Annotated in this window: 29 protein-coding genes and 1 pseudogene; 15 read left to right on the top strand and 15 right to left on the bottom strand. The window is 72.8% G+C overall.

Annotated features, from left to right (window positions below):
- The first annotated feature begins 717 nt into the window (after positions 1-717).
- Positions 718-1,962, top strand: coding sequence for a phosphoserine phosphatase SerB (gene serB, locus BZZ08_RS33400; protein WP_104635943.1), 1,245 nt, complete (start codon positions 718-720; stop codon positions 1,960-1,962).
- Between the two features lie 96 nt (positions 1,963-2,058).
- Here serB and BZZ08_RS33405 read toward each other — a convergent pair whose 3' ends face one another.
- From BZZ08_RS33405 to BZZ08_RS33420, 4 genes are all read right to left on the bottom strand, one after another.
- A complete protein-coding gene (locus tag BZZ08_RS33405) occupies positions 2,059-2,577 on the bottom strand; it encodes a SixA phosphatase family protein (RefSeq protein ID WP_104635944.1) in 519 nt (172 codons plus the stop codon).
- A 92-nt stretch (positions 2,578-2,669) separates the two neighbouring features.
- Positions 2,670-2,876 (bottom strand): hypothetical protein, encoded by a 207-nt coding sequence (locus BZZ08_RS33410; protein ID WP_104635945.1) that lies wholly within the window; start codon positions 2,874-2,876, stop codon positions 2,670-2,672.
- 186 nt (positions 2,877-3,062) lie between these two features.
- Entirely contained in the window at positions 3,063-3,179 is a 117-nt protein-coding gene (locus BZZ08_RS39890) for an SGM_5486 family transporter-associated protein (RefSeq protein WP_037922852.1), read from the bottom strand.
- Positions 3,180-3,296: 117 nt separating this feature from the next.
- Positions 3,297-4,652: a CynX/NimT family MFS transporter gene (locus BZZ08_RS33420; protein ID WP_198601842.1), complete on the bottom strand. Its 1,356-nt coding sequence runs from the start codon at positions 4,650-4,652 to the stop codon at positions 3,297-3,299.
- Between the two features lie 58 nt (positions 4,653-4,710).
- Between BZZ08_RS33420 and BZZ08_RS33425 the strand changes: the two genes are divergently transcribed.
- Positions 4,711-5,403 (top strand): FadR/GntR family transcriptional regulator, encoded by a 693-nt coding sequence (locus BZZ08_RS33425; RefSeq protein WP_104635947.1) that lies wholly within the window; start codon positions 4,711-4,713, stop codon positions 5,401-5,403.
- Between the two features lie 88 nt (positions 5,404-5,491).
- Here BZZ08_RS33425 and fabI read toward each other — a convergent pair whose 3' ends face one another.
- Positions 5,492-6,259 carry an enoyl-ACP reductase FabI gene (gene fabI, locus BZZ08_RS33430; RefSeq protein WP_104635948.1) on the bottom strand — a complete coding sequence of 256 codons (768 nt, stop codon included), beginning with the start codon at positions 6,257-6,259 and terminating at the stop codon, positions 5,492-5,494.
- Positions 6,260-6,264: 5 nt separating this feature from the next.
- Complete coding sequence (gene fabG, locus BZZ08_RS33435; protein ID WP_003977008.1) at positions 6,265-6,969, bottom strand: 3-oxoacyl-[acyl-carrier-protein] reductase; 705 nt, start codon at positions 6,967-6,969, stop codon at positions 6,265-6,267.
- Between the two features lie 275 nt (positions 6,970-7,244).
- Between fabG and BZZ08_RS33440 the strand changes: the two genes are divergently transcribed.
- The 3 genes from BZZ08_RS33440 (at position 7,245) to tyrS (ending at position 11,504) form a co-directional block, all read left to right on the top strand.
- Positions 7,245-8,768, top strand: coding sequence for a TldD/PmbA family protein (locus BZZ08_RS33440; RefSeq protein WP_104635949.1), 1,524 nt, complete (start codon positions 7,245-7,247; stop codon positions 8,766-8,768).
- Positions 8,765-10,162, top strand: coding sequence for a metallopeptidase TldD-related protein (locus BZZ08_RS33445; RefSeq protein ID WP_104635950.1), 1,398 nt, complete (start codon positions 8,765-8,767; stop codon positions 10,160-10,162). The genes BZZ08_RS33440 and BZZ08_RS33445 overlap by 4 nt, the downstream gene beginning before the upstream one ends.
- A gap of 73 nt (positions 10,163-10,235) precedes the next feature.
- Positions 10,236-11,504, top strand: coding sequence for a tyrosine--tRNA ligase (gene tyrS, locus BZZ08_RS33450; protein WP_104635951.1), 1,269 nt, complete (start codon positions 10,236-10,238; stop codon positions 11,502-11,504).
- Positions 11,505-11,591: 87 nt separating this feature from the next.
- On the opposite strand, the gene BZZ08_RS33455 is transcribed toward tyrS, so the two are convergent.
- Complete coding sequence (locus BZZ08_RS33455; protein WP_104635952.1) at positions 11,592-11,873, bottom strand: GlsB/YeaQ/YmgE family stress response membrane protein; 282 nt, start codon at positions 11,871-11,873, stop codon at positions 11,592-11,594.
- 263 nt (positions 11,874-12,136) lie between these two features.
- On the opposite strand from BZZ08_RS33455, the gene BZZ08_RS33460 reads away from it, so the two are divergent.
- Positions 12,137-12,535, top strand: coding sequence for a DUF3099 domain-containing protein (locus BZZ08_RS33460; protein WP_198601843.1), 399 nt, complete (start codon positions 12,137-12,139; stop codon positions 12,533-12,535).
- Positions 12,536-12,745: 210 nt separating this feature from the next.
- Positions 12,746-12,976 (top strand): hypothetical protein, encoded by a 231-nt coding sequence (locus tag BZZ08_RS33465; protein ID WP_104635954.1) that lies wholly within the window; start codon positions 12,746-12,748, stop codon positions 12,974-12,976.
- A gap of 15 nt (positions 12,977-12,991) precedes the next feature.
- On the opposite strand, the gene moaA is transcribed toward BZZ08_RS33465, so the two are convergent.
- The 3 genes from moaA to BZZ08_RS33480 all read right to left on the bottom strand — a co-directional run bounded on the left by moaA (position 12,992) and on the right by BZZ08_RS33480 (position 16,136).
- Complete coding sequence (gene moaA / locus BZZ08_RS33470) at positions 12,992-13,981, bottom strand: GTP 3',8-cyclase MoaA (RefSeq protein WP_241965632.1); 990 nt, start codon at positions 13,979-13,981, stop codon at positions 12,992-12,994.
- Positions 13,982-14,148: 167 nt separating this feature from the next.
- Positions 14,149-15,783, bottom strand: a complete 1,635-nt coding sequence (locus tag BZZ08_RS33475) for a solute symporter family protein (protein ID WP_104635956.1) — start codon at positions 15,781-15,783, stop codon at positions 14,149-14,151.
- Entirely contained in the window at positions 15,780-16,136 is a 357-nt protein-coding gene (locus BZZ08_RS33480; protein ID WP_104635957.1) for a DUF485 domain-containing protein, read from the bottom strand. Before BZZ08_RS33480 ends, BZZ08_RS33475 begins: the two co-directional genes overlap by 4 nt.
- 412 nt (positions 16,137-16,548) lie before the next feature.
- Between BZZ08_RS33480 and BZZ08_RS33485 the strand changes: the two genes are divergently transcribed.
- The 7 genes from BZZ08_RS33485 to BZZ08_RS33515 all read left to right on the top strand — a co-directional run bounded on the left by BZZ08_RS33485 (position 16,549) and on the right by BZZ08_RS33515 (position 24,069).
- A complete protein-coding gene (locus BZZ08_RS33485; protein ID WP_104635958.1) occupies positions 16,549-18,087 on the top strand; it encodes a S8 family serine peptidase in 1,539 nt (512 codons plus the stop codon).
- Between the two features lie 102 nt (positions 18,088-18,189).
- Complete coding sequence (locus BZZ08_RS33490) at positions 18,190-19,197, top strand: CopD family protein (protein WP_104635959.1); 1,008 nt, start codon at positions 18,190-18,192, stop codon at positions 19,195-19,197.
- A gap of 115 nt (positions 19,198-19,312) precedes the next feature.
- On the top strand, positions 19,313-20,299 hold the full coding sequence (locus BZZ08_RS33495; protein ID WP_104635960.1) for a DEDDh family exonuclease: 987 nt from the start codon (positions 19,313-19,315) through the stop codon (positions 20,297-20,299).
- A 63-nt stretch (positions 20,300-20,362) separates the two neighbouring features.
- The gene (locus tag BZZ08_RS33500) at positions 20,363-20,596 is read left to right on the top strand and encodes a hypothetical protein (protein ID WP_104635961.1); all 234 of its coding nucleotides are present in this window, start codon (positions 20,363-20,365) and stop codon (positions 20,594-20,596) included.
- A gap of 68 nt (positions 20,597-20,664) precedes the next feature.
- Positions 20,665-21,456 (top strand): SURF1 family cytochrome oxidase biogenesis protein, encoded by a 792-nt coding sequence (locus tag BZZ08_RS33505; protein WP_104635962.1) that lies wholly within the window; start codon positions 20,665-20,667, stop codon positions 21,454-21,456.
- A gap of 64 nt (positions 21,457-21,520) precedes the next feature.
- Positions 21,521-23,308 (top strand): glycoside hydrolase family 15 protein, encoded by a 1,788-nt coding sequence (locus tag BZZ08_RS33510; RefSeq protein WP_104635963.1) that lies wholly within the window; start codon positions 21,521-21,523, stop codon positions 23,306-23,308.
- Between the two features lie 5 nt (positions 23,309-23,313).
- The gene (locus tag BZZ08_RS33515) at positions 23,314-24,069 is read left to right on the top strand and encodes an SDR family oxidoreductase (RefSeq protein WP_104635964.1); all 756 of its coding nucleotides are present in this window, start codon (positions 23,314-23,316) and stop codon (positions 24,067-24,069) included.
- A 178-nt stretch (positions 24,070-24,247) separates the two neighbouring features.
- Here BZZ08_RS33515 and amaP read toward each other — a convergent pair whose 3' ends face one another.
- The 5 genes from amaP to BZZ08_RS33540 are packed head-to-tail and all read right to left on the bottom strand — an operon-like array spanning position 24,248 to position 26,615.
- Positions 24,248-24,835 carry an alkaline shock response membrane anchor protein AmaP gene (amaP, locus tag BZZ08_RS33520; RefSeq protein WP_104635965.1) on the bottom strand — a complete coding sequence of 196 codons (588 nt, stop codon included), beginning with the start codon at positions 24,833-24,835 and terminating at the stop codon, positions 24,248-24,250.
- Positions 24,832-25,512: a DUF6286 domain-containing protein gene (locus BZZ08_RS33525; protein WP_104635966.1), complete on the bottom strand. Its 681-nt coding sequence runs from the start codon at positions 25,510-25,512 to the stop codon at positions 24,832-24,834. The genes amaP and BZZ08_RS33525 overlap by 4 nt, the downstream gene beginning before the upstream one ends.
- Positions 25,509-25,892 (bottom strand): hypothetical protein, encoded by a 384-nt coding sequence (locus tag BZZ08_RS33530; RefSeq protein ID WP_104635967.1) that lies wholly within the window; start codon positions 25,890-25,892, stop codon positions 25,509-25,511. Before BZZ08_RS33530 ends, BZZ08_RS33525 begins: the two co-directional genes overlap by 4 nt.
- Positions 25,889-26,074, bottom strand: a complete 186-nt coding sequence (locus BZZ08_RS33535; RefSeq protein ID WP_104635968.1) for a hypothetical protein — start codon at positions 26,072-26,074, stop codon at positions 25,889-25,891. Before BZZ08_RS33535 ends, BZZ08_RS33530 begins: the two co-directional genes overlap by 4 nt.
- Before the next feature lie 58 nt (positions 26,075-26,132).
- On the bottom strand, positions 26,133-26,615 hold the full coding sequence (locus BZZ08_RS33540) for an Asp23/Gls24 family envelope stress response protein (protein ID WP_104635969.1): 483 nt from the start codon (positions 26,613-26,615) through the stop codon (positions 26,133-26,135).
- Positions 26,616-26,702: 87 nt separating this feature from the next.
- Here BZZ08_RS33540 and BZZ08_RS33545 point away from each other — a divergent pair.
- Positions 26,703-26,984 (top strand): annotated as a pseudogene (locus tag BZZ08_RS33545) (nucleopolyhedrovirus P10 family protein); the annotation flags it as partial.

A 26,984-nucleotide genomic window follows, 5' to 3' on the forward strand; every position in this document is an offset into this window, starting at 1 on the left:
CCTCGGGAGAGCCGGAGGACGCCCGCCCGGCGGGGACGGCTCCGCCGGCACGCGACGCGGCGCCCCCGCGGGAGCCCGGGCCCAGGCCGTCGGGGCCGCAGCCGCCCGCAGGCACGGTGCACGGGCAGGCGCGGGGAGGGAGCGGCGTGGGCCGCCGGGGCGGTGGCCCCGGGCGGTACGACGAGGGGGCAGGCCGGGAAGACGGCGGGGCGGACCCTCGGTCCGACGACGACGTGTACGGCGCCCCCACGGTGGCCGGACCCCTGGGACCGCCCCCTGGCACACCGCGACGACCACCGCGCCCGGGCGAACGGCCACCGTCCCGCCCCTGGGGTGAGGGCCCTCCGCCACCTCCGCCACCTCCGCCTCCACCACCCGCACCGCCACGCCGCCCCCGGGACGGGCAGTGAAGGCCCAGCGCTCCGGTCCCCGGCGGCGCGGGACTCCGCCATCGCGCCCGGGGCGGCCCCGCGGTGCCGCGCGGGTACCGCGGTGGGGCGGTGGGCCGTCTGGTGGGCCGTCTCGGCTGGTGCGGGCCGCCCGGGCGGAGGAACCGGCTCGCTCGGCGGTCTCCGTGCGTCCAGGCGCCCAGGTCACCTGCCCAGGGCCGGGCCCCCGGCCACGCCGGGCCTGCTCGCGCCCCTCCCCCGCGAGTCCTGTCCGCCAGTCGGACCTCGGGGGCGGGCGGCACCGCGTGCCGGATACGGTGGGAGCACCATGAGCGCTTCGCAGACCTCTGACGTTCCCACTCTTCTCGTCAAGATCTTCGGCAAGGACCGGCCCGGCATCACGGCCGGCCTGTTCGACACTCTCGCCGCCTACTCCGTCGATGTCGTCGACATCGAGCAGGTCGTCACCCGTGGCCGGATCGTGCTGTGCGCGCTCGTGACCGAGCCGCCCCGTGGTCTGGAGGGCGATCTGCGGGCGACCGTCCACAGCTGGGCCGAGTCGCTGAAGCTGCAGGCGGAGATCATCTCCGGTATCGGCGACAACCGGCCGCGCGGTCTCGGCCGCTCCCTGGTCACGGTGCTCGGGCACCCGCTGACCGCGGAGGCCACCGCCGCCATAGCGGCCCGGATCACCGAGTCCGGGAGCAACATCGACCGTATCTTCCGGCTGGCCAAGTACCCGGTGACCGCCGTCGAGTTCGCGGTGTCCGGTGTGGCGACCGAACCGCTGCGCACGGCCCTGGCCACCGAGGCCGCGGCGCTCGGCGTGGACATCGCGGTCGTCGCGGCGGGGCTGCACCGGCGGGCGCAGCGCCTGGTGGTGATGGACGTGGACTCCACACTGATCCAGGACGAGGTCATCGAGCTGTTCGCCGCGCACGCCGGCTGCGAGGACAAGGTCGCCGAGGTGACGGCGGCCGCGATGCGCGGGGAGCTGGACTTCGAGCAGTCGCTGCACGCGCGCGTGGCCCTGCTGGCGGGTCTCGACGCCTCGGTGGTGGACAAGGTGCGCGCCGAGGTGCGGCTGACGCCGGGCGCCCGCACGCTGATCCGCACACTGAAGCGGCTCGGCTACCAGGTGGGCGTCGTCTCCGGCGGCTTCACCCAGGTCACCGACGCCTTGCGGGAGCAGCTGGGGCTGGACTTCGCCCAGGCCAACACGCTGGAGATCGTCGACGGCAGGCTGACCGGCCGGGTCACCGGGGAGATCGTGGACCGGGCGGGCAAGGCGCGGCTGCTGCGCCGGTTCGCCGCCGAGGCGGGCGTACCGCTGTCGCAGACCGTGGCGATCGGTGACGGCGCCAACGACCTGGACATGCTGAACGCGGCCGGACTCGGGGTCGCCTTCAACGCCAAGCCGGTGGTGCGCGAGGCGGCGCACACCGCGGTGAACGTGCCCTTCCTGGACACGGTGCTCTATCTGCTGGGCATCACCCGCGAGGAGGTCGAGGCCGCGGACACGCTGGACGAGGGCCTCGGCGAGAGCCTGGGACCGGCCGCCGAGCGGCCCTGACCCGGCTGAGGAGCCGGCGACGGAAGATCAGCGGGCCGCCCGGCACGGCGAGGGCCCGGACCGCGCGGGTGCCGGGCCCTGTCACGTGGGGGCGGGTCAGTCGGTCGGCGCCCAGTAGTCGACCAGGGCGGCCCGGCCGGGCTCCACGTCCTTCCAGGAGCCCGTGAAGGTCAGGACGGCGAAGGCGGCGGTCGGGAAGCCCCGGCGGTTGATCCGCGCGCGGACCTCGTCCTCGGCCGAGCCGGCCAGGATCTCGGTCAGTGCCTCGATGCCCGGGTTGTGGCCGATCACCAGCACGTTCCGCAGGTCGTCGGGGGTCTCGTTGAGCACGGCGATCAGCTCGCCGGGCGAGGCATCGTAGATCCGCTCCTCGTAGACGGTTTTCGGCCGGTGCGGGAACTCCTGGACGGCGAGCTTCCAGGTCTCGCGGGTGCGGACCGAGGTCGAGCACAGGGCCTGGTCGAAGGGCACGCCGGTGTCCGCCAGCCGACGCCCGGCCTCCGCGGCGTCCATGCGGCCCCGGTCGGCGAGCGGTCGCTCGTGGTCGGTCACCTGTGGCCAGTCGGCTTTCGCATGCCGGAAGAGAACAATCCTGCGGGGTTCTGCGACGCTCATGTCATCCAGCTTCGCATGAAACAGGCCATGGGGCTCTGGGAGTTGACACGCGGTCTCGGCACGGCGTCCGGGCGGGAGCCCACGGTCGGGGCTCAGCGCGCGGTCAGCTGCTCCAGCCGCTCCAGGAGGTGGGCCATCGCGGGCTGCTCCGCGGCCGCGTGGGCGTCGGCGGGCTCGAGTATCAGCAGGAGCAGCGCGACGAAGGCGAGCACGGGCAGGGCGAGGGCCCACCAGGGCAGCCGGCTGTCGACGCCGCCCCGGGTCGCCTGGGGAGGCCGGGTGTAGGTAGGGGCCGACATGAGTGCCTCCGCTGGTCTTCGGGCGTCCCTGGTCCGTGCTCCGCGGCCCGCCTCTCGCGGGCACATCTCGAAGGTACGGAATCGGCGGGGCCCAACCCATCCGGAGGTCCACCCACTTGACCCTGACCCTGACCCCCTAGGGGACGGGGGGTTAACCCCACCGTCCGGCCGCCGGGGGCGGGGTCGTCACGGCGAGGCGATCGTCGCGATGACGCCGATGATCACGAAGATCGCGAGGAAGGCGCCGAAGACGATCAGCATCTTCTTCTGGCCGTGCTGGGGGTTCGGGTCGAGGACTGGCATACGGCAAGTCTCGCATCCCGCGCGCGGGCGGCTCCCGGCGGGCCACCGACGACGACGGCGGGCCCCCGGCGGTGGTCGACGCGCCGCCCGCAGGGGCACGCCCGCCGTGCGCCCGGGTCAGCGGGCCGCCGCCTCGTCCTCCACCGTGCGGTCGCGCCCGGCCAGGATTCCCACCACGATCTGCGGCACCATCAGCGCGCTCATCAGGGCGATCGGCAGCCCCCAGCCGCCGCTGTGCTGGTAGAGCACGCCCACCAGGAGGGGACCCGGGATGGAGATCAGGTAGCCGGTGCTCTGCGCGAAGGCGGACAGCTGGGCGACGCCCGCTCCCGTCCTGGCCCGCATCCCGACCATGGTCAGCGCCAGCGGGAAGGCGCAGTTGGAGACGCCGAGCAGCAGGGCCCAGGCCCAGGCGCCGCCGACCGGCGCGAAGTACAGGCCGGCGTATCCGGCGAGCCCGCACAGGCCGAGGACCAGCACGATCGGGCCCTGGTGGGGCAGGCGGGTCGCCACGCGCGGGATGACGAAGGCGAGCGGCACGCCCATCACCATGATGACGGCGAGCAGCAGCCCGGCGGTGCCCGCGGACACGCCCGAGTCCCGGAAGATCTGCGCCATCCAGCCCATCGTGATGTAGGCGGCGGTGGCCTGGAGGCCGAAGAAGACGGCGAGCGCCCAGGCCGTGCGGCTGCGGGTGATCCGCAGCGGGGGCTGTTCCGCGGGCTGCTCGCCCTCCCGCCCCGGCGGCGGCGTGGACGGCGCCGTGGAGGACGGCGTCGTCCGGTTCCGTACGAACGGGATCCAGGGCAGCACGGCCAGCGCGGGCAGCACGGCCCAGACCCCGAGGCCGGACTGCCAGTGACCGCCCAGCGCGTTCGTCACGGGCACGGTCGCCGCGGCGGCGACGGAGGTGCCGAAGGCGAGGGCCATCGAGTACAGGCCGGTCATGGAACCGACGCGGTCGGGGAAGTAGCGCTTGACGATGACCGGCATCAGGACGTTGCTGACCGCGATGCCCATCAGGGCCAGGGCGGTGGCGGCCAGGAAGCCGCCCGTGCCGCCGATGTACGGGCGTATCAGCAGGCCCGCGGTGATGGCGGCCATGCCGGCGCAGACCACCGCGCCGGGTCCGAAGCGGCGGGCCAGCCGGGGGGCGGTGACCCCGAAGACGGCGAAGCAGAGCGGCGGCACGGAGGTGAGCAGCCCGGCGATGCTGCCGCTCATCCCGAGCCCGTCGCGGACCTCCTCCAGGAGTGCGCCCAGGCTCGTGATGGCGGGGCGCAGGTTCACCGCGGCCAGGACGATGCCGAGGATGAGCAGCCGGGTCGTCCACGTCGTCCACGCGCGCGTGGCGGGCCCTTCGCCGGGCACCTCGGGCACACCGCTCCCGGCACGCGTCTGCGCGCGTACCTCCGTAGGGGCCTCCGTACGTGTCTCCGTCCGGGTTTCGTCACTAGCCATGAGACCCATCATAGAATCATGGGATGATTGCTTGTCCACTCACTCGTCCGCTCGTGTGCGAAGGTGAGCCATGCCGCTGAGCCATCCCCGCCGTTCGGCACTCTCCGAGCAGGTCATCGCCGCGCTGCGGCAGCAGATCGCCTCGGGCGAGTGGCCGGTCGGCTCCCGCATCCCCACCGAGCCCGAACTGGTCGAGCAGCTCGGCGTCGCCCGGAACACGGTCCGTGAGGCGGTCCGCGCGCTGGCCCACAACGGTCTGCTGGACATCCGCCAGGGCTCGGGCACGTACGTCGTGGCGACCAGCGAACTGGCCGGCGTGATGCAGCGCCGCTTCGCCGACGCCGCACCCCAGCACATCGCCGAGCTCCGTTCCACGCTGGAGTCGGCCGCCGCGCGCCTGGCCGCCGAACGGCGCACGGAGAAGGACCTCAAGCAGATCGACGCCCTGCTGCTGCGGCGGGAGGATGCCTGGGAGTCGGGTGAGGCGGAGGCCTTCGTGGCGGCCGACGCCACGTTCCACCTGGCGGTCGTGGCCGCCTCGCACAACGACGTGATGACCGCGATGTACGCGGACCTGAGCGAGGTGCTGCGGGACTGGCTGCGGGGCGACGTGGGCGAGGGCATGTCCCCGGCGATGCACATGGACCACGGCCGGCTGGTGGACGCGATCCGCGCGCGCGACGCGGCGACGGCGGCGGAGGAGGCCGCCGCCTATCCGTTCGTGTGCCGGCCGGGTCTGTTCGGCCCGGCCTCGGGCGGCTGACCGGGACCGGTCACGGCGCCGAGCCGCGGCGGCACAGCACGAGGGCCCGCACCCCGTACGGGACGCGGGCCCTCGGCGAGGTGTCCGGTCAGGCGCCGATGGCGTGCAGCCCGCCGTCGACGTGGACGATCTCGCCCGTGGTCTTCGGGAACCAGTCGCTCAGCAGCGCGACGATGCCGCGGCCGGCCGGCTCCGGGTCCTTCAGGTCCCACTCCAGCGGGGAGCGGGTGTCCCACACGGAGGCCAGCTCGCTGAAGCCCGGGATGGACTTGGCGGCCATGGAACCGATCGGGCCCGCCGAGATCAGGTTGCAGCGGATGTTCTGCTTGCCCAGGTCACGGGCCATGTAGCGGCTGGTGGCCTCCAGCGCGGCCTTGGCCGGGCCCATCCAGTCGTACTGCGGCCAGGCGAACTGCGCGTCGAAGGTGAGGCCGACGATCGAACCGCCGTTCTGCATCAGCGGCAGGCAGGCCATGGTCAGCGACTTCAGGGAGAACGCCGAGACGTGCATGGCGGTGGCGACCGACTCGAACGGCGCGTTGAGGAAGTTGCCGCCGAGGGCGTCCTGCGGGGCGAAGCCGATGGAGTGCACGACGCCGTCGAGACCGCCCAGCTCCTCGCCGACGATGTCGGCGAGCCGGGCGAGGTGCTCCTCGTTGGTGACGTCCAGCTCGATGACCTTGGCGGGCTTCGGCAGCTTCTTGGCGATGCGCTCGGTCAGGGTGGGGCGCGGGAACGCGGTGAGGATGACCTCGGCGCCCTGCTCCTGGGCCAGCTTCGCGGCGTGGAAGGCGATGGAGGACTCCGTCAGCACGCCGGTGATCAGGACGCGCTTGCCCTCGAGAATTCCGCTCATGGTGTTCAGTGACCCATTCCCAGTCCGCCGTCAACGGGAATGACGGCTCCAGTGATGTACGAGGCGTCGTCCGAGGCGAGGAACCGCACCGTCGCGGCGATCTCCTCCGGCCGCGCGTACCGCCCCAGCGGCACCTGCGACACGATGTTGGCCCGCTGCTCGTCGGTGAGCACCTTGGTCATGTCGGTGTCGACGAAGCCGGGCGCGACGACGTTGAAGGTGATGTTGCGCGACCCCAGCTCACGGGCGAGGGAACGCGCGAAGCCGACCAGGCCGGCCTTGGAGGCGGCGTAGTTCGCCTGCCCCGCGGAGCCGAGCAGCCCGACCACCGACGAGATGAGGACGACGCGGCCCTTCTTGGCGCGCAGCATGGCGCGGTTGGCGCGCTTGACGACGCGGAAGGTGCCGGTGAGGTTGGTCTCGACGACGGAGGTGAAGTCCTCCTCCGACATGCGCATCAGGAGCTGGTCCTTGGTGACGCCGGCGTTGGCGATCAGGACCTCGACGGGACCGTGGGTCTCCTCGATCTCCTTGTATGCCTGCTCCACCTGCTCGGTGTCGGTGATGTCGCACTTGACGGCCAGGAAGCCCTCCGGCGGCTCACCCGAGCGGTACGTGATCGCGACCTTGTCGCCGGCGTCGGCGAAGGCGCGGGCGATGGCGAGGCCGATGCCCCGGTTTCCTCCGGTGACGAGAACCGAGCGGCTCAACGGATCACCCTTTCCCTAGCGGTCGTCCACCCGCCCGGTCACCCGTACGGCGGGCGGCGACGGCAGGCGGCTTCCTCGAAAATCTATCGGTCCCGGGCCCCGCTCAGAGACTCGGGCACCCACAGTGGCTTACGGGGCTGTCTGTCGGGTCCCTACAGAACCGGTCCCCGGCGCGGGGGGAAAGGTGTGGTCGCCGGACCCCCGGCGCGACATGATGCGGCGCAGCCCCCGGTGTCGCGGCAGACGACCGGTCACGCCGACAGAAAGAGACGCAGGTGCCTCACAGCATCGACCAAGCCTTCACGGCACTCCCCCTACGCGCCCTCGCCGACGCCGCCCTCGCCCGTGCGCGTGCCCTCGGTGCGGAGCACGCCGACTTCCGTCTGGAGCGGGTGCGCAACGCCTCCTGGCGCCTCCGGGACGCCCGCCCCGCCGGGTCCTCGGACACCACCGACCTCGGGTACGCGGTGCGGGTGGTGCACGGCGGCACGTGGGGCTTCGCGTCCGGCGTGGACCTGACCCTGGACGCCGCCGCCAGGGTCGCCTCGCAGGCGGTGGCGATGGCGAAGCTGTCGGCGCAGGTGATCAAGGCGGCCGGGTCGGACGAGCGGGTGGAGCTGGCCGGTGAGCCCGTGCACGCCGACCGGACCTGGGTCTCGGCGTACGACATCGACCCCTTCACCGTGCCCGACGCGGAGAAGTCGGCGCTGCTGGCCGACTGGAGCGCGCGGCTGCTGGCGGCCGACGGGGTCGACCACGTGGACGCCTCGCTGCTCACCGTGCACGAGAACAAGTTCTACGCCGACACCGCCGGGACCGTGACCACGCAGCAGCGGGTGCGGCTGCACCCGGTGCTCACCGCCGTGTCGGTGGACGACTCCAGCGGCGAGTTCGACTCCATGCGCACGCTGGCGCCGCCGGCCGGGCGGGGCTGGGAGTACCTGACCGGTACCGGCTGGAACTGGGACGCGGAGCTGGCCGAGATCCCGGAGCTGCTCGCGGAGAAGATGCGGGCGCCGAGCGTCGAGGCGGGGCTGTACGACCTGGTCGTCGACCCGTCGAACCTGTGGCTGACCATCCACGAGTCCATCGGGCACGCCACCGAGCTGGACCGCGCCCTCGGCTACGAGGCCGCCTACGCCGGCACCTCCTTCGCCACCTTCGACCAGCTCGGCACGTTGCGCTACGGCTCCGAGCTGATGAACGTGACCGGCGACCGCACCGCCGAGCACGGCCTGGCGACCGTCGGGTACGACGACGAGGGCGTCGAGGGCCAGTCCTGGGACCTGGTGAGGGACGGCACGCTGGTCGGGTACCAGCTCGACCGGCGGATCGCGCGGCTCACCGGCTTCGAGCGGTCCAACGGGTGCGCCTACGCCGACTCCCCCGCGCACGTGCCGGTGCAGCGGATGGCCAACGTGTCGCTGCGGCCGGATCCGGGCGGGCTGTCGACCGAGGACCTGATCGGGGGCGTCGACCGCGGGATCTACGTCGTCGGTGACCGGTCCTGGTCCATCGACATGCAGCGCTACAACTTCCAGTTCACCGGTCAGCGCTTCTTCCGGATCGAGAACGGGCGGCTCGCCGGGCAGCTGCGGGACGTGGCGTACCAGGCGACGACCACCGACTTCTGGGGGTCCATGGCGGCCGTCGGCGGTCCGCAGACGTACGTCCTGGGCGGCGCCTTCAACTGCGGCAAGGCCCAGCCGGGCCAGGTCGCGGCCGTCTCGCACGGCTGCCCGTCCGCCCTCTTCAAGGGAGTCAACATCCTCAACACCACGCAGGAGGCCGGTCGATGAGCGCGCGCACCAACAAGCCGCACGAGATCGTCGAGCGGGCGCTGGAGCTGTCCCGGGCGGACGGGTGCGTCGTCATCGCCGACGAGGAGTCCACCGCCAACCTGCGCTGGGCGGGCAACGCGCTCACCACCAACGGCGTCACGCGCGGGCGCACGCTCACCGTCGTCGCCACCGTCGACGGGCAGCAGGGCACGGCGTCCGGGGTGGTGTCGCGCTCGGCCGTGACCGCGGACGAACTGGAGCCCCTGGTGCGCGCCGCCGAGACCGCCGCGCGGGGCGCGGGTCCGGCCGAGGACGCGCAGCCGCTGGTCACGGGCGGGCCGGCGGCGCCGGACTTCACCGACGCGCCCGCCGAGACCTCGTCGGCGGTGTTCGCCGACTTCGCGCCGGCGCTCGGGGAGGCGTTCGCACGCGCGCGGGCGGGCGGCCGGGAGCTGTACGGGTTCGCGAACCACGAGATGACCTCGACGTACGTGGGCACCTCGACGGGGCTCAGGCTGCGGCACGACCAGCCGAACGGGACGCTGGAGCTGAACGCCAAGTCGCCGGACCGGACCCGGTCGGCGTGGGCGGGGCACGCCACCCGGGACTTCAAGGACGTCGACCCGGCGGCCCTCGACGCCGAGCTGGCCGTACGGCTCGGCTGGGCGGAGCGGCGGGTGGAGCTGCCGGCGGGGCGGTACGAGACGCTGCTGCCGCCCACCGCGGTCGCCGACCTGCTGATCTACCAGTACTGGTCGGCCTCGGGACGGGACGCGGTCGAGGGGCGCACGGTGTTCTCCAAGCCGGGCGGCGGCACCCGTCTCGGCGAGCGGCTCGGTGCACTGCCGCTGACGCTGCGCAGTGATCCGCACGAGCCCGGTCTGGAGAGCGCGCCGTTCGTGGTCGCGCACTCCTCGGGCGGCGACCAGTCGGTGTTCGACAACGGGCTGCCGGTGACGGCGACCGACTGGATCCGCGCGGGTGAGCTGCACCGGCTGACGACCACCCGGCACGGCGCGGGCCTGGCCCGGCTGCCGGTGGCACCCGCGATCGGGAACCTGATCCTGGACGGCGGCGACCCCGGCCGGTCCCTGGACGACATGGTCGCGAGCACGGAGCGCGGGCTGCTGCTGACCTGCCTCTGGTACATCCGCGAGGTCGACCCCGCGACGCTGCTGCTGACCGGGCTGACCCGGGACGGCGTCTATCTCGTCGAGCACGGCGAGGTGGTCGGCGAGGTGAACAACTTCCGGTTCAACGAGTCGCCGGTGGGCCTGCTGGGGCGGGCCGCGGAGGCGGGGCGGACGGAGAAGACGCTGCCCAGGGAGTGGGGCGACTGGTTCACCAGGGCCGCGATGCCGGCGCTGCGGGTCCCCGATTTCAATATGAGCTCTGTCAGTCAGGGCGTATAACCTCGTACTCGGCTGTCACCCGACTGCCCGAAGATCATCACGTACGCATGAGCACGTAGGAGACACGAGAACCGTGACGGACATCGTCGACGAGCTGAAGTGGCGCGGGCTGTTCGCCCAGTCCACCGACGAGGACGCTTTGCGCAAGGCTCTCGCGGACGGTCCCGTCACGTTCTATTGCGGTTTCGACCCGACCGCGCCGTCCCTGCACGTGGGGCACCTGGTGCAGGTGCTCACCGTGCGCCGGCTCCAGCAGGCCGGGCACCGGCCGCTGGCGCTGGTCGGCGGGGCCACGGGCCAGATCGGCGATCCGCGCCCGACCGCGGAGCGCACGCTGAACTCGCCGGAGACCGTCGCGGGCTGGGTCCAGCGGCTGCGCGGCCAGATCGAGCCGTTCCTGTCCTTCGAGGGCGAGAACGCCGCGGTGATGGTCAACAACCTCGACTGGACCGAGGGTCTGTCGGCGATCGAGTTCCTCCGGGACATCGGCAAGCACTTCCGGGTCAACAAGATGCTGACCAAGGACTCCGTCGCCCGGCGACTGGAGTCCTCCGAGGGCATCAGCTACACGGAGTTCAGCTACCAGCTGCTCCAGGCGATGGACTTCCTCCAGCTCTACCGGAGGTACGGCTGCACGATGCAGCAGGGCGGCAGCGACCAGTGGGGCAACCTCACGGCCGGCCTCGACCTGCTGCACCGGCTGGAGCCGGACGCGTCCGTGCACGCCTACGCGACCCCGCTGATGACCAAGGCGGACGGCACCAAGTTCGGCAAGACCGAGGGCGGCGCCGTCTGGCTCGACCCGGAGATGACGACGCCGTACGCGTTCTACCAGTTCTGGCTGAACGTGGACGACCGGGACATCTCGACGTACATGCGGATCCTGTCCTTCCGCTCGCGTGCGGAGCTGGAGGAGCTGGAGCGGCAGACCGAGGAGCGGCCGCAGGCGCGGGCCGCGCAGCGCGCGCTGGCCGAGGAGCTGACGACACTGGTGCACGGCGCCGACCAGACGGCCGCCGTGATCGCCGCGTCCAAGGCCCTCTTCGGCCAGGGCGAGCTGGCGGAGCTGGACGAGCGGACCCTGACCGCCGCCCTCTCCGAACTGCCGCACGTCCGGGTCGCCGAGCCGGCCCCGGTCGTCGACCTGTTCGCCGAGGTGGGCCTGGTGGCCAGCAAGTCCGCCGCACGCCGCACGGTGAAGGAGGGCGGCGCCTACGTGAACAACGCCAAGGTCACCGGCGAGGACGCCGTCCCCGCCAAGGAGGACCTGCTGCACGGGCGCTGGCTGGTGCTGCGCCGCGGCAAGAAGAACCTGGCCGCGGTGGAGATCACCGGTTCCTGAGCGGGCGCACGCGCGAGGGGCGTGCTCCGGCGCCGTACGGCTGTCGGAGTGCGCCCCTTCGCCCTGCCCGGGTGATCCCGGGGGCGGTCAGGCCCGTTCGCGCCGCCTGTTGCCGCGTACCGCCGTGTAGGCCGCGTCACCGAGGCCGACGACGATGATCGCCGCCACCAGCTGGAACAGGTGCCGCCACCAGTCGATGCCGGAGGTCGCCGCGACGCCGGCCGCGCGGGCGATCGCGTTGCCGATGATCGCGCCGATCATGCCGCAGATGGTGGTCAGCCACAGCGGCATGTGCTGCTTGCCGGGGATGATCGCCTTGGCGATCAAGCCGAGCACGAATCCCACGATGATCGCCCACAACCAGCCCATGGCTGCCTCCTCGTCCGGCTCTACGCGAGCATTGCCACCAGTGTTCGGGCGTACCGCGTACGGCGCATGCCGCGTACGGCCGAACGGGGTACCGGCGCCTACGCCGGGCGGCGCACGCGGTGCGGCCGGATCGGGGGTGCCCCGGTCTCGTGGGCGGCGCAGGGGCGGCGTAACGTGGAGAGTTGTCCGGGACCGGAGTCCCCGAGCGGCCGCGGACGAGAGCGGGGCGGGGAGAGTCCGATGCGGGCGGATGGTGGAACCAGATGCGGAAGCAGAGTGCCGGCGGCAGCGCCGAGGTGTTCCGGATCACCGGGGCCCGGACGGGCCTCCAGGAGGACGTGCGCGGGCGGCAGCGACGGTACATCATCTCGATGTCGATCCGAACGGCGTCGGTGATCCTCGCGGTCTGCCTGTGGAACGTGGAACGGCACGTCGCGATCGTGGCCCTGGTCCTCGGGGCGGTCCTGCCGTACATCGCGGTGGTGATCGCCAACGCCGGGCGTGAGAACGCGCCATCCTTGCCGTCGACGTTCGTGACGGTGCCGACCCCGCCGATGATCATGCCGCCGCGGGACGGGGACGGTGCGGCGGAATCCGTCCCGGAGGGCGCCGCCGCCGATCCGGCGCCCGATGCGGGCGGTGAGTCGCGCGGCCGGCCGTGACCGGCGCCCCCTCTTTGCGGCGGCGTCGATTCCGCGCCAGGCCGAAGAAATGCTCAGATGAATCGTGCTGTTCCGGTGCCGGGCGATGGGTGGGCCGTGACATACTTCGTACGCGCTCCGCATCCCCCGTCGGAGCGACAGACCGACGCCGGGCAGCTCCCCCCGTGGCTGCTCGGCGTCGCCTTGTGTGCGGACCTGTGAGACGAAACCGTGAGTGACGAAACCACCCCGATCTGCTCCGCCAAGGGCTGCCGCACCCCCGCCGTGTGGGTGCTGGCGTGGAACAACCCGAAGCTCCACACCCCGGAACGCCGCAAGACGTGGATCGCGTGCGACGAGCACCGCGAGCACCTGTCCCAGTTCCTGGGGGTACGGGGCTTCCTGAAGGACGTGGTCCCGCTCACCGAGTGGGAAGCTCCGGAGGGATCCGACAGGCCCTAGGTCCGCCCCCGGTCCCTAACCCCCGATCGCCGACATCGGGCGGTCGGGCTGGACGAAGGCCGGGTCGTCGAGGCCCGCGCCCGCCTTCTTGCCCCACATGGCCAGGCGCCAGATGCGGGCGATCTCCTCGTCGGGGGCGTCGGAGCGCAGGGCCGCGCGCAGGTCGGTCTCCTCGGTGGCGAACAGGCAGGTGCGCACCTGGCCGTCGGCGGTCAGGCGGGTGCGGTCGCAGGCCGAGCAGAACGGGCGGGTGACGGAGGCGATGACGCCCACGCGGTGCGGGCCGCCGTCCACCAGCCAGCGCTCGGCCGGGGCCGAGCCCCGCTCCCCGGATCCCTCGGCGGTCAGCTCGAAGCGGGTGCGCAGGGAGGCCAGGATGTCACCGGCGGTGACCATCCCCTCGCGCTTCCAGCCGTGCTGGGCGTCCAGCGGCATCTGCTCGATGAAACGCAGCTCGTAGTCGTGCTCGACGGCCCAGGCGAGCAGGTCGGGCGCCTCGTCGTCGTTCAGCCCCGGCATCAGCACGGTGTTGACCTTGACGGGGGTCAGCCCGGCCTGGCGGGCGGCCTGGAGGCCCTCCAGGACGTCCTTGTGGCGGTCCCGGCGGGGGAGGGTCTTGAAGACGTCCGGGCGCAGCGTGTCCAGCGAGACGTTGACCCGGTCCAGGCCCGCCGCCTTCAGGGCCGTCGCCGTGCGCCTGAGGCCGATGCCGTTGGTGGTGAGGGACATCTGCGGGCGCGGGCCGAGGGCGGCGACGCGCTCGACGATGCCGACCAGGCCGGGGCGCAGCAGCGGTTCCCCGCCGGTGAAGCGGACCTCCTCGATACCGAGGGAGGTGACCGCGATGCCGATGAGGCGGACGATCTCGTCGTCGGTGAGCAGATCGGGCTTGGCGAGCCACTGGAGGCCCTCTTCGGGCATGCAGTAGGTGCAGCGCAGGTTGCAGCGGTCGGTGAGCGAGACCCTCAGGTCGGTGGCCACTCGGCCGTAGGTGTCGATGAGCACGTGGGCCCCCTCCCTCGACGCGGATCGGCGGAGCACTTCTCTCCCCCGACACCGTCGAGCCTACGTGACGGGTCCGACATCGACAGCCGCCCGATCCCACGACGTACGACGCGGCCGCGTCGTAGGGATCTACGAGCGGCCGCGCCGGTACCGGTCGGGCGGGGGCGTCAGTGCGCTCCGGTGCCGGTCAGGGACCGGACCTCCAGCTCCGCGTACTTCGCCTTGTCGGGCTCCTCCTTGGACAGGACCGTGCCGAGCCAGCCCATCAGGAAGCCGAACGGGATCGAGATGATGCCCGGGTTCTTCAGCGGGAACCAGGCGAAGTCCACGTCCGGGAACATCGCCTTCGGGTCGCCGGAGACGACGGGTGAGAACAGCACCAGGCCGACGGCGACGATCAGGCCGCCGTAGATCGACCACAGGGCGCCCTGGGTGGTGAACCTCTTCCAGAACAGGCTGTAGAGGATCGTCGGCAGGTTGGCGGACGCGGCGACCGCGAAGGCCAGGGCGACCAGCCCGGCCACGTTCAGGTCGCGGGCGAGGGCGCCGAGCGCGATGGAGACGATGCCGATGAAGACGGTCGCCCAGCGGGCCGCCCGCATCTCCTCCTTCTCGGTGGCCTGGCCCTTGCGGATGACGTTGGCGTAGATGTCGTGCGCGAAGGACGAGGACGAGGCGAGGGTGAGGCCCGCGACGACGGCGAGGATGGTCGCGAAGGCCACCGCCGAGATCGTGGCGAGCAGGATCGCGCCCCAGGCCGAGTCGACGCCGCCGACGTGCAGGGCGAGCAGGGGCGCGGCCGTGTTGCCGGACGGGTTGGACGCGATGATCTCGTCCTTGCCGATGAGTGCGGCGGCGCCGAAGCCGAGGGCGATGGTCATCAGGTAGAAGGCGCCGATGATGCCGATCGCCCAGTTCACGGACTTACGGGCGGCCTTGGCGTTGGGCACCGTGTAGAAGCGGATCAGGATGTGCGGCAGCCCTGCGGTGCCGAGCACCAGGGCGATGCCCAGGGAGATGAAGTCCAGCTTGGTGGTGCCGTTCGCGCCGTACTGGAGGCCGGGCTCCAGGAAGGCGGAGCCCGCGCCGCTGTTCTCCGCCGCCTTGCCGAGCAGGTCGGAGATGTTGAAGTCGAACTTCAGCAGCACCAGGAAGGTGATCAGGATGGTGCCGCCGATCAGCAGCACGGCCTTGACCATCTGGACCCAGGTGGTGCCCTTCATGCCGCCGATGGTGACGTAGACGATCATCAGGACGCCGACGAGGGCGACGATGAGGATCTTGCCCGCGTCGGAGGTGATGCCGAGCAGCAGCGAGACGAGGACGCCCGCGCCCGCCATCTGGGCCAGCAGGTAGAAGATCGAGACGACGATCGTGGAGGTGCCGGCGGCGGTGCGCACGGGCCGCTGGCGCATGCGGTAGGCGAGGACGTCGCCCATCGTGTAGCGGCCCGAGTTCCGCAGCGGCTCGGCGACCAGGAGCAGGGCCACCAGCCAGGCGACCAGGAAGCCGATGGAGTACAGGAAGCCGTCGTAGCCGAAGAGGGCGATGGCGCCGGCGATGCCGAGGAAGGACGCGGCCGACATGTAGTCGCCGGAGACGGCGAGACCGTTCTGGAAGGCGCTGAACGACCGGCCGCCCGCGTAGAAGTCGGCGGCGTCCTTGGTCTGGCGGCCCGCCCACACGGTGATGCCGAGCGTCGCCACGACGAAGACGGCGAAGAGCGTGATGATCAGCGGCCGGTGCTCGCTGGCCTCGTTGGCGGCCAGCTCGGCGGCGAATACGGACTGTGCGGGGCTCATGCGCCGCCCTCCATCCGGGACTTGATGGCCTCGGCCTTGGGGTCGAGCTTCGCGGCGGCGTGCCGCGAGTACCACCAGGCGATGAGGAACGTGGTGACGAACTGGGCGATGCCGAAGACGAACGCGACGTTGATGTTGCCGAAGAGCTTGGTGCCCATGAAGCCGCCGGCGTAGTTCGACAGCAGCACGTAGAGCAGGTACCAGGCCACGAAGGCGATCGTCAGCGGAAACGCGAAGGAGCGGAAGGAGCGGCGCAGTTCGACGAACTCAGCGCTCTGCTGCACTTCGGAGAACTCCTCGGCGGACGGAAGCGGGCGTTCCCCTTTCGCGGGGGGTGGTGCGTCGGTGGCCACGGAGTCTCCTCGTACGACAGACATGACGGCTTGGACCTCGGTGTTCTCGCAGGGGGCCGGTGATGCTCGGGCTCCCTGTCCAACGACACGGCGCCCCGCGGGGCCCGGTTCAACACCCGTGGCACTTTCCGAAGTCACCCTCGGCGGGTCATTGCTGGCCAGCGACTTCGGGGGATAACTTCACCCTGCACCACTACGTCATGTACCTGCCCGGGCCGTCATCCGTGTCTCGGGCAGGCGCTGTTTGCCGATGATGTGGAGACCCCATGGATCATCTGCGTTCCCGAAGCGACCCGTGCTCCAGGCGCACGCTCGCCCTCGCGGTGCCGGTCCCGCAGACGTGCCCGCCCGAACGCCACGCACCGGCATCACGCGTTTCCCGAGCTTTCCCGACGGACTGGAGACACCACGCATGACCGCACCCCACCCGCGTCACCGCCGCGCCCTCGCGATCCCGGCCGGGCTGGCCGTGGCCGCCTCGCTGGCGTTCCTGCCGGGCACCCCGGCCGCCGCGGCCCCCGCGGCGGAGGCCGCCCCCTCGACGGCGGCGGACGCGACCTCGCTCAGCTACGTCGTCAACGTCGCCGCCGGGCACCGTCCTTCGGCCACCCTGCGACGGGCGATAGCCAAGGCGGGCGGCACGATCGTCACGTCGTACGACCGGATCGGCGTGATCGTCGTCCACTCCGCCAACCCCGACTTCGCCAAGACCGTCCGCAAGGTGCGCGGCGTGCAGTCGGCCGGCGCCACCCGCACCGCGCCGCTGCCCTCGGCCGCCACCACCGACACGGGCGCCCCGCAGGTGCTCGGCGGCAAGGACCTGGCCGCCGCGAAGGCCGCCGCCGAGGCCGCCGGGGACCAGGACCCGCTGGAGTCGCTGCAGTGGGACCTGCCCGCCATCAAGGCGGACAAGGCACACGAGAAGTCGCTGGGCAGCAAGAAGGTGACCGTCGCCGTCATCGACACCGGCGTCGACGACACCCACCCGGACATCGCCCCGAACTTCGACCGGCAGGCCTCCGTCAACTGTGTCGCGGGCAAGCCGGACACCACCGACGGCGCCTGGCGGCCGAGCGCGGCGGAGAGCCCGCACGGCACCCACGTGGCCGGGGAGATAGCCGCCGCCAAGAACGGCGTCGGCATGACCGGTGTGGCACCCGGGGTGAAGGTCGCCGGCATCAAGGTCTCCAACCCCGACGGCTTCTTCTACACCGAGGCCGTGGTCTGCGGCTTCATGTGGGCGGCCGAGCACGGCGTCGACGTGACCAACAACAGCTACTACACCGACCCTTGGTACTTCAACTGCAAGGACGACCCGGACCAGAAGGCGCTCGTCGAGGCCGTCTCGCGGGCCTCGCGGTACGCGGAGAAGAAGGGCGCGGTCAACGTCGCCGCGGCCGGCAACGAGAACTACGACCTCGCCTCGGACGAGATCACCGACCCGTCCTCGCCGAACGACACCACGCCCGGTGACCGCACGGTCGACCCGTCGAAGTGCCTGGACATCCCGACCCAGCTGCCCGGCGTCGTGACCGTCGCGGCGACCGGCGCCAAGGGCCTCAAGTCGTCCTTCTCCAACTACGGCCGGGGCATCATCGACATCGCCGCGCCCGGCGGCGACTCGACGGCCTACCAGACGCCGGCGCCGCCCGCCACCAGCGGCCTGATCCTGGGCACGCTGCCCGGCGGCAAGTGGGGCTACATGGCCGGTACGTCGATGGCCTCGCCGCACGTCGCGGGCGTCGCCGCCCTCATCAAGTCGACGCACCCGCACGCCTCCGCGGCCACGGTCAAGGCCCTGCTGTACGCCGAGGCCGACGCCACGGCGTGCACCGATCCCTACGACATCGACGGCGACGGCAAGGTCGACGCGGTGTGCGAGGGCCCGAAGAACCGCAACGGCTTCTACGGCTGGGGCATGGCCGACGCGCTGGACGCGGTGACCTGGTAACCGGCACCGCGCTGATCCGCACACGCGCGTGAAGCGGGCCGGGCAGCCGCCCGGCCCGCTGCGGAACTTGCCCGGGTCTGACGACTTGGTGAAGATCCTGGGGTGACTTCGATACGACCCCCGTCCCGGACCACCGGCACCGGACGCCACTCGCGGACCTCCGGCACCGGCCGGACGGCGGCCGTACTCGTACTGGTGGCGCTCGGCGCGCTGATACCCGTGCTCGGCCCGGCCCCCGCACTGCACGGCACCGGGGAGGCCGAGGCGCCCGGCACCGGCGGCATCGCCCTGCTGCGCACGGTGCTCTTCGCCGCGCTGAGCGTCCCGCTCGGCGAACTCCTCGTGAACCGCCTGGCCCGGTCGCTGCCCGGCGCTCCCCCGGACCGGCCCCGCAGCTGGTCGCCGTACGCGGCCGCCGCCGGTCTCGTCGCCGCGCTGGGGCTGGCCTCGGTGGTGGCCACGGGGAATCTGGTCCCGGGCTCCGTCGCCGACATCGACGTCGGCGGTCTCTACGAGTCCCGCGACGGCAAGCTCGCCCTCCTGGAGGTCAACGGATTCCTCGCCGCCTGGCTGTGCGCGACCTCGCGGCGGCCCGGGCTGCAGGTGTGGCCGCTGGCCGCGGTGGTCGTCGCGGACGCGCTGCGCGCGCACCCCACTACCGAGTACAGCCCGCTGCTCGGCTCCGGTCTGACCCTCGTCCATCTGACCTGCGCCGCCCTGTGGGCGGGCGGCCTGCTGTACGCGCTGCGGGTGCTGCGGCGGTGGCGGGGCGCGGAGGCGGGGCCGGCCCTGCTGGGGCTCTACGCGCGCGTGGCGGCCGTTCTGCTGGCGGCCCTCACGGCGACCGGGGTGTGCAGTTCGCTGCGGCGGATGCCGGCGGGCACGATCCTGGACCAGCTGACGGACACCGCGTACGGACGGGTCCTGCTCGCCAAGGTGCTGCTGGTGGCCGCCGTCGCCGTCCTCGCGCTGTGGGCCAGGATCCGGCTGGGCCGCGCGGCCGACCCGCTGACCGCCTGCTCCCCCGCGCGCGCGGAGGTCGTCACCCTGGGCGTGGTGGTGGCCGTGTCGGGGCTTCTGACGGCCCTTCCGGTGCCCATCCGGTGGTGAGCGCGCGGTGAGCGCGCCCGTGAAGTGCCACAACGCTCCCCCGACGACCGGAACTTGACGGCACGGGGCACCTGCGGGACCGGAGTGTCGGTCCCGGCCCGTATCCTCATTGACCATGCTCGAAGACCGCACGACCGCAGCGCCGTCCGCCACGGCGTGGCCGGCCGCGTATCCGCAGGGGTACGCGGTCGTCGACGTGGAGACCACCGGCCTGGCCCGCGACGACCGCATCATCTCGGCGGCCGTCTACCGGCTGGACGCCCGCGGCGAGGTCGAGGACCACTGGTACACCCTGGTCAATCCGCAGCGCGATCCCGGCCCGGTGTGGATACACGGTCTGACGAGCGAGGTGCTCCGGACCGCGCCGCTCTTCCCGGACGTCGCCGAGGAGTTCGCGGCCCGGCTCGACGGGCGGGTCCTCGTCGCGCACAACGCGGTCTTCGACTGGCAGATGATCGCCCGTGAGTACGCGCGCGCGGAGCGCGAGGCGCCGGTGCGTCAACGGCTGTGCACCATCGCCCTGTCCAAGGCGCTGGACCTGCCGCTGCCCAACCACAAGCTGGAGTCGCTGGCCGCGCACTTCGGCGTCGTGCAGCAGCGGGCGCACCACGCGCTGGACGACGCGCGGGTGCTCGCGGAGGCGTTCCGGCCGAGCCTGCTCGCCGCGGCGGCCGGGGACGTGCGGCTGCCGCTGCACGAGTGCCGGCCGCTGACCGAGTGGTCGGACCGGCCCGCGCCCCGGATCGGGCAGCAGGCGGGCTACGGGAGCTACCGGCCGAACAGTTGGCGCCCCTCCCGCAAGCGGCCCGCGTGCCCCCATCCCAACCCGGGCCGGTACGAAGCGGGCAAACGACTCAAGCAGGGCATGCGGGTGGCCTTCTCGGGTGACACCTCCGTCGAGCGCGACCTGCTGGAGGACCGCGCCGTCGAGGCGGGACTGCACGTCGCGACGAGCCTGTCCCGGCTGACCAGCCTGCTGGTCACCAACGACCCGGACTCGGGCACCTCCAAGGTGGTCAAGGCCCGGCAGTTCGGCACGCCGGTGGTGGACGAGGCGGCGTTCGGGCAGCTGCTCGGGGACGTCGAGCCTGCGGACGGGTGATTCCGGGCGACTCGCCCGGCGCCCGCCGGCCCGTGTTCGCGCCGACGGCCCACCCTGTGGCGCATGGCGACATGTGAAGTCTGCGGCAACAACTACGGAATGTCCTTCGAGGTCCACGCCCAGGGAGCGGTGCACGTCTTCGACTGCTTCTCCTGCGCGATCCACCGGATGGCCCCCCTCTGCGAGCACTGCCGGGTGCAGATCATCGGCCAGGGCGTCGAGGTCGAGGGCCACTGGTTCTGCGGCGCCCACTGCGCCCGCGCGGAGGGGAGGGCGGGGATCGTCGACAAGGTCTGAGCCCGGCCGCCGGGCGTGAGCCCGTACCCGCCGCGTGACGCCCCACGACCGAGTTGTACCGTCGTGGGGTGTACCGCTTCCTCTTGTCCCGCCAGTGGGTGATCCTCACGCTGGTCGCCGTGCTGCTCATCCCCACGATGATCCGGCTGGGCTTCTGGCAGATGCACCGCTACGAGGAGCGCACCGCCCGGAACGACCTGGTCGCGCACGCGCTCGAAGCCTCACCGGTGCCCGTGGAGTCGCTGACCGCGCCGGGCAAGCGGATCACCACCCGTGAGCGGTACCGCACCGTCACCGCGAAGGGCCGCTTCGACACGGACCGGGAGGTCGTGGTCCGCCGCCGCACCGACTCCGACGACAACATCGGTTACCACGTACTGACCCCCTTCGTGCTGAACGACGGCAGGGTCCTGCTGGTCAACCGGGGCTGGATCCCCGCGGACGGCGCGAGCCAGAGCGCGTTCCCGAAGGTTCCCGCGCCGCCCCGGGGCGAGCTCACCCTCACCGGGCGGCTGATGCCCGACGAGACGACCGAGGCGAGCGGCATCAAGGATCTCCAGGGCCTCCCGGACCGGCAGATCATGCTCATCAACAGCGAGCAGCAGGCCGAGCGCCTGGACGCCCGGGTGCTCGGTGGCTACGTGGTCCTGAAGACACCGGAGCCGAAGAACGGCACCCCGGAGCCGATCGGCAGGCCGGGCAACGAGAACGCCGCGCTGAACTTCGCGTACGCCATCCAGTGGTGGCTGTTCGCCGCGGCCGTACCGGTCGGCTGGTGGTTCCTGGTCCGCCGCGAGAGGCGCGACCGGGAGACCGCCGAGGACGTGCGGGCGGCCGAGGCGGAGCCCGCGGCGGTCTAGCCGCGCGACGGGAGGGTGCGGGCGGACCCGATTGCTCCGGCTCCGGCCGGGAAGAGGTCAACCCGTGCACCCCCACATCGAGGACTACGCGCTCATCGGCGACCTGCAGACCGCTGCCCTGGTCGGCACGGACGGCTCCGTGGACTGGCTCTGCCTGCCCCGCTTCGACTCGGCCGCCTGCTTCGCCAGACTGCTCGGCGACGAGGACAACGGCCACTGGCGCATCGCCCCCGAGGGCGCCGAACGCTGCACGCGGCGTGCCTACCGGCCGGACACCCTCGTCCTGGACACCGAGTGGGAGACCGAGGACGGCGCGATCCGCGTCACCGACCTGATGCCCCAGCGTGACCGCGCCCCCGACCTCGTGCGCATAGTGGAGGGCCTGAGCGGCGAGGTCACCGTGCGCAGCGTGCTGCGGCTGCGCTTCGACCACGGCTCGATCGTCCCGTGGGTGCGCCGGAGCGACGGTCACCGGGTGGCCGTCGCGGGACCGGACTCGGCGTGGCTGCGCAGCGAGCCCGAGGTGCACAGCTGGGGCCAGGACTTCGGGACCCACGCGGAGTTCACCGTCGCCGCGGGCGAGAAGGTCGCGTTCGTGCTGACCTGGCACCCCTCGCACGAGCCCCGGCCGCCCTTGATCGACCCGTACGTCTCGCTGGAGCACAGCGTCGAGGACTGGCGCGAGTGGGCGGCGCGCTGCCGCTACGACGGTCCGCACCGGGACATCGTGGTCCGTTCCCTGATCACGCTGAAGGCGCTCACGTACCAGCCCACCGGCGGCATCGTCGCCGCCCCCACCACCTCGCTGCCGGAGGAGCCGGGCGGCGTGCGCAACTGGGACTACCGCTTCTGCTGGCTGCGGGACTCCACGCTCACCCTGGGCGCCCTGCTGTCGGCCGGCTATCTGGAGGAGGCCGAGGCCTGGCGCGACTGGCTGCTGCGCGCGGTCGCCGGCAACCCGGCGGACCTGCAGATCATGTACGGCGTGGCGGGCGAGCGGCGGCTGCCCGAGTTCGAGCTGCCGTGGCTGTCCGGCTTCGCCGGGTCCACGCCCGTGCGCATCGGCAACGACGCCGTGAACCAGCTCCAGCTGGACGTGTACGGCGAGGTCATGGACTCCCTGTCGCTGGCCCGGCTGGCGGGGATGCGGCCCCGGCCGCAGATGTGGGAGCTGCAGCGCGCCCTGGTGGGGTTCCTGGCCACGGCGTGGCGGGAACCGGACGAGGGGCTGTGGGAGGTGCGGGGCGGCCGCCGGCAGTTCGTGCACTCGAAGGTGATGACGTGGGTGGCCCTGGACCGGGCGGTGCGCACCCTGGAGGACCATCCCGAGCTGGGCGGCGGTGACCTCGACGGCTGGCGCGCGCTGCGCGACGAGGTGCACCGCGAGGTGTGCGAGAAGGGCTACGACCCGGCGCGCAACACCTTCACGCAGTACTACGGCTCGCGGGAGCTGGACGCCTCGGTGCTGCTCATCCCGCGCGTGGGATTCCTGCCGCCGGACGACCCGCGCGTGGTCGGCACGGTCGACGCGGTCGGCGCGGAACTGACCCGGGACGGCCTGGTGCGGCGCTACAGCACCGAGGGCGATCCCGTCGACGGCCTGCCGGGCGGCGAGGGGACGTTCCTGGTGTGCTCGTTCTGGTACGCGGACGCGCTGCACGCGACCGGCCGGACGAAGGAGGCCCAGGAGCTGTTCGAGCGGCTGGTGGCGCTCGCCAACGACGTGGGACTGCTGGCCGAGGAGTACGACCCGGTGACCAGGCACCAGCTCGGCAACTTCCCGCAGGCCTTCAGCCACGTCGGCCTGGTGAACACGGCCCTCGCCCTGTTCGGGGACGAGGAGGCAGGATAGGGGCCATGGATCTTGGACTGAAGGACCGGGTGTACGTCGTCACGGGTGCCACCCGCGGCCTGGGCAACGCCGCCGCGCGGGAGCTGGTCGCCGACGGGGCGAAGGTGGTCGTCACGGGGCGGGACGAGAAGAGCGCCGCGGAGGCGGCCTCGGCACTGGGGCCGGGGGCGGTCGGGGTGGCCGCGGACAACGCCGACCCGGAGGCCGCCGGCCGGCTGATCGCGACCGCCCGGGAGCGCTTCGGCCGTTTCGACGGCGTACTGATCAGCGTGGGCGGACCGCCGCCCGGGTTCGTCGCCGACACCACGGACGAGCAGTGGCAGTCGGCGTTCGAGTCGGTGTTCCTCGGCGCGGTGCGGCTGGCCCGGACGGCGGCGGCCGAGCTGGCGGAGGGCGGGGTGATCGGGTTCGTGCTGTCGGGCTCGGTGCACGAGCCGATCCCGGGCCTGACCATCTCCAACGGCCTGCGCCCCGGGCTCGCGGGCTTCGCCAAGTCCCTCGCCGACGAGCTGGGCCCGCGCGGCATCCGCGTCGTCGGCCTGCTGCCGGGGCGCGTGGACACCGACCGGGTGCGCGAGCTGGACGGGTTGTCCGCCGACCCGGAGGCGACCAGGGCGGCCGCCGAGTCCCGCATCCCGCTGCGCCGCTACGGCGCCCCGGCGGAGTTCGGCCGCGCGTCCGCCTTCCTGCTCTCCCCCGCGGCGTCGTACATCACCGGTGTGATGCTGCCGGTGGACGGCGGCGTGCGGCACGGGTTCTAGGACGGCGGGCGGACCCCGGGCGCGGGCGCCGGGCCTGGCGAGCCGCGCCGGAGGCGGGCACCACCACGTGCCGAGTGCCGGCCCGGGACCGCGGCCGAGAACCGGCGGCCGGGCGGCACACGCCGTGGGCGGCTTTCGGACGCCGGGGCCGGACGGTCCCCGTTGGCCGGGCGCGTCCTCAGCTGACCCGTTCCGCCCCGTGCTTGACGCCTCGGAGGTGGACCTCCGCCGGGAGGGACGTGAGGTTGGCCGACTCGCGGGCGTGGGTCAGGGCCCGGGTGGTGAGGTCGTGCAGGGCGGTCCCGGGGTCCACGTGGGGGGCCAGGAGCAGCCGGACGCGGGCGGCCGGGGCGTCGCGGCGGCCGGTGAGCCGTACGCCGGCCCGTTCGACCCCGTCCACGCGGTCCGCCCCACCGGCGAGGACGTCCTCCAGCGCCCTGCCGCGCAGCGAGGCGCCCTCGCCGTCCCCGGTGTCGACGAGGACCTCGGTGAGCCTGCGGCGGCGCATCACCGCGACCAGCCACCACAGGGCGAGCAGCAGCAGGACGGCGAGGGCCGCGATGACGACCGGCCACCACCAGCCGGCGTCCCGCCACCGGGTCCGTTCGGCGTCGCTCAGCAGCACGTCGTGCGGCCCCTGGTGGACCCACCAGGAGGGCGCGGGCGCGTCGAAGCCCACGGCCAGCACCGCGCCGCCGAGCGCCAGCAGGATCAGGCCCACCAGCCCGGTCAGTACCCGGTTCACCGTCCTGAGCACCGTGTTCACCCCTTCCGTCCGGGTCGCGCCACCCGCAGCGACACGGCGGGCGGCCGGGCCAGGCCGAGGCCGCGCACCGCGTCGTCGAGCACGCCGTCCAGATCGGCCCGTACGTCGTCCAGTTCCCGGAAGTGCGACAGCGCCCGTACCCGGGCCCTGCGGCGGCGCATCCGCACCCGCGCCGACTCCACCCCGGCGACCTCCATGGCCCGGTCGCGCAGCACCGTGGCGGCGGCGTCCCGGTGCAGCCCGGCGCGTACGTCCGGGTGGGTGCGCCGCATCGGCAGCTCCCGGCGCAGTCCGGGCGTGAGGGCCAGCACGAGCAGCCAGAGCCCGAGGGCCGCGGCGACTCCCGCGCCGACCAGCACCCATGTGTCGTCGACGGGCCGTTCGGCGAGCTGCCGGGCCAGGTCGCGGCGCCAGCCGAGCGCGGTCCGGCCGGCGCGCACGGCGACGACGTCGTAGAGGAACGCTCCGGCGAGGATCAGGAGCAGGAGCGCGACGAGGCCGGCGGGGACGCGGCGCGTGGACCAGAAGCGGCCGGCCCGTCCGCTCCCGGACGCGTCCGGCTGGTCGGGGCCGTGCTTCTCCAAGGACGGGGCCGTGCCCGGCTCCGTGCCGCGTTCCACGACGGGCAGGCGCTGGGTGCTGCCCTCTCCCGTCCCGGCGCCCTGGGGCTCACTCATCGGGTCCTCCCGTGCCTCGCACCGTATTCCGCCGCCAGGTGCAGCCGCTCCACCTGGACGGCGACCTCCGGCACCGCCATGCCCACCAACGCACGTACCCGCTGGACCACTTGGTGACGCACCCGGCCGCAGCGGGCGCCGATGTCGCACGGGTAGTCGAGCTCCAGATGGACCCGGACGCGGGCGGTGTCGTGGTGGACGTCGACGGTGGCGTACGGCCGTGCGGCGTCCGGGTGGAGCGGGCCGAGCGCCTCGCGCGCCGCCCGTGCGGCGACCTTGGCGACGACCCGGTCGGCGATCCGCGTGGCACCGCGCTCGCCCGGCGCGACGCGGGCCAGGGTTTCGAGGAGCTCACCGGCCCCGTCGCTCACGCCGGTCACCGCCGCCGGTCGTCGCGGGTGCGGAAGAAGTCACCGAGGTCCATGTCCCCCTCCAGGAAGCGGCCGACCACGAACCCGACGGCTCCCAGGGCCGCCACCAGCAGGAAGGCACCGAATCCGCCGAAGTATCCGGCGAAGCCCAGTGCCATGCCGGCGATCATGCCGACCACGGCCATGCTCATGGCGCGCTCCCCTCGTTCACCGTTTGATTCTCGATTCACCGTTCGGTCAGCGTCCGCGTCACTTGATCCGGGGCTCCGGTTCCTCGTCCTCCTCGTCGGGCAGCTTCACGTCGCTGACCGCGATGTTGACCTCGACGACCTCCAGGCCGGTCATCCGCTCCACCGCCGCCACCACGTTCTCCCGTACATCGCGGGCCACGTCCGCGATCGACACGCCGTACTCGACGACGATCTCCAGGTCGAGGGCGGTCTGCTTCTCGCCGACCTCGGCCTTCACCCCGCGCGTCACCCCGGACTTGGTCCCGCCGGGCACCCGGTCGCGCACGGCGCCGAAGGTGCGGGACATCCCGCTGCCCATCGCGTGCACACCGGCGACGTCCCGTGCCGCCATTCCGGTGATCTTCTCCACGACGCCGTCGGCGATGGTGGTCCGTCCCCGGGTGCCGGGGTCCCCGCCGCCGCGTCGCATCGTCTGGCCCTTGGCCGCCCCGGGGGTGTCGATCGTGTCCTGCCCGCTCCGGTGGCTGTCCATGTCGCTCATCGCCGTACGTCCCTTTCGGTCGTAGTCCTGTGTCCACGTTAGGCGGGGTTGCCGTGACTCGCGCCACAGATGCGGCAGGCTGGAGGAATGACGACGGCGGACCGGTGGACGCGCGCGGTGCGGGAGCAGTTGGGTCTCGGCAGGCTGCTGCCGCTGGGCGGCCCGGGGGACGGTGCATGGATCGCCGAGCGGGCGGCCCGGGAGGTGCTGCTGGCGGCGGCCCGGGAGGTGCCCGGTGTGCGCCCGGGCGACCTGCGGATCGGTCTCGCGGACCCGGACGACACCCGGGAGGCCGCCGTGCCGCCTCCGCCGGGCGCGCTGCCGCCCGGCGCGCTGCGGGTGACGGCCGGCTTCGCGGCGGTCGTGGGG

Origin of the sequence: Streptomyces sp. MH60 (assembly GCF_002939385.1) — a bacterium.
Lineage (GTDB): Bacteria > Actinomycetota > Actinomycetes > Streptomycetales > Streptomycetaceae > Streptomyces.

Bases quoted from the DNA above. Each gene is read 5' to 3' on its own strand.
- serB (WP_104635943.1), top strand. From the start codon at position 718: ATGAGCGCTTCGCAGACCTCTGACGTTCCCACTCTTCTCGTCAAGATC.
- BZZ08_RS33405 (WP_104635944.1), bottom strand. From the start codon at position 2,577: ATGAGCGTCGCAGAACCCCGCAGGATTGTTCTCTTCCGGCATGCGAAA.
- BZZ08_RS33410 (WP_104635945.1), bottom strand. From the start codon at position 2,876: ATGTCGGCCCCTACCTACACCCGGCCTCCCCAGGCGACCCGGGGCGGC.
- BZZ08_RS39890 (WP_037922852.1), bottom strand. From the start codon at position 3,179: ATGCCAGTCCTCGACCCGAACCCCCAGCACGGCCAGAAGAAGATGCTG.
- BZZ08_RS33420 (WP_198601842.1), bottom strand. From the start codon at position 4,652: ATGATGGGTCTCATGGCTAGTGACGAAACCCGGACGGAGACACGTACG.
- BZZ08_RS33425 (WP_104635947.1), top strand. From the start codon at position 4,711: ATGCCGCTGAGCCATCCCCGCCGTTCGGCACTCTCCGAGCAGGTCATC.
- fabI (WP_104635948.1), bottom strand. From the start codon at position 6,259: ATGAGCGGAATTCTCGAGGGCAAGCGCGTCCTGATCACCGGCGTGCTG.
- BZZ08_RS33445 (WP_104635950.1), top strand. From the start codon at position 8,765: ATGAGCGCGCGCACCAACAAGCCGCACGAGATCGTCGAGCGGGCGCTG.
- BZZ08_RS33455 (WP_104635952.1), bottom strand. From the start codon at position 11,873: ATGGGCTGGTTGTGGGCGATCATCGTGGGATTCGTGCTCGGCTTGATC.
- BZZ08_RS33460 (WP_198601843.1), top strand. From the start codon at position 12,137: ATGCGGAAGCAGAGTGCCGGCGGCAGCGCCGAGGTGTTCCGGATCACC.
- BZZ08_RS33475 (WP_104635956.1), bottom strand. From the start codon at position 15,783: ATGAGCCCCGCACAGTCCGTATTCGCCGCCGAGCTGGCCGCCAACGAG.
- BZZ08_RS33485 (WP_104635958.1), top strand. From the start codon at position 16,549: ATGACCGCACCCCACCCGCGTCACCGCCGCGCCCTCGCGATCCCGGCC.
- BZZ08_RS33495 (WP_104635960.1), top strand. From the start codon at position 19,313: ATGCTCGAAGACCGCACGACCGCAGCGCCGTCCGCCACGGCGTGGCCG.
- BZZ08_RS33500 (WP_104635961.1), top strand. From the start codon at position 20,363: ATGGCGACATGTGAAGTCTGCGGCAACAACTACGGAATGTCCTTCGAG.
- BZZ08_RS33515 (WP_104635964.1), top strand. From the start codon at position 23,314: ATGGATCTTGGACTGAAGGACCGGGTGTACGTCGTCACGGGTGCCACC.
- BZZ08_RS33525 (WP_104635966.1), bottom strand. From the start codon at position 25,512: ATGAGTGAGCCCCAGGGCGCCGGGACGGGAGAGGGCAGCACCCAGCGC.
- BZZ08_RS33535 (WP_104635968.1), bottom strand. From the start codon at position 26,074: ATGAGCATGGCCGTGGTCGGCATGATCGCCGGCATGGCACTGGGCTTC.
- BZZ08_RS33540 (WP_104635969.1), bottom strand. From the start codon at position 26,615: ATGAGCGACATGGACAGCCACCGGAGCGGGCAGGACACGATCGACACC.